A 240-nucleotide genomic window follows, 5' to 3' on the forward strand; every position below is an offset into this window, starting at 1 on the left:
TATAATAAGCATTTTTCAAAAGTTCAACCCATAACCGCAACTGACATATTTTCACAGAATTAGAGTTAATATCCACACCAAATAAACAACCTTCAATAATCCTTTGTTTCTCATGAAATAAAGTTTCCTGAACCCGTTGACTTTCTTGACTTTTAGGATTATACTCAAATAATAAATCATCCTCATCTGTAATGATTAACTCATCATTCACAACTTCAATCTGATATTCCTTTAATCTTT

Annotated in this window: 1 protein-coding gene; it reads right to left on the reverse strand. The window is 29.6% G+C overall.

The window, feature by feature from the left end; genetic code table 11:
* On the reverse strand, positions 1-240 hold a 240-nt coding region (locus ACIR131C_RS26330; protein WP_035372629.1), incomplete at both ends, for a hypothetical protein.

The organism is Dolichospermum circinale AWQC131C, assembly GCF_000426905.1.
GTDB lineage: Bacteria > Cyanobacteriota > Cyanobacteriia > Cyanobacteriales > Nostocaceae > Dolichospermum > Dolichospermum circinale.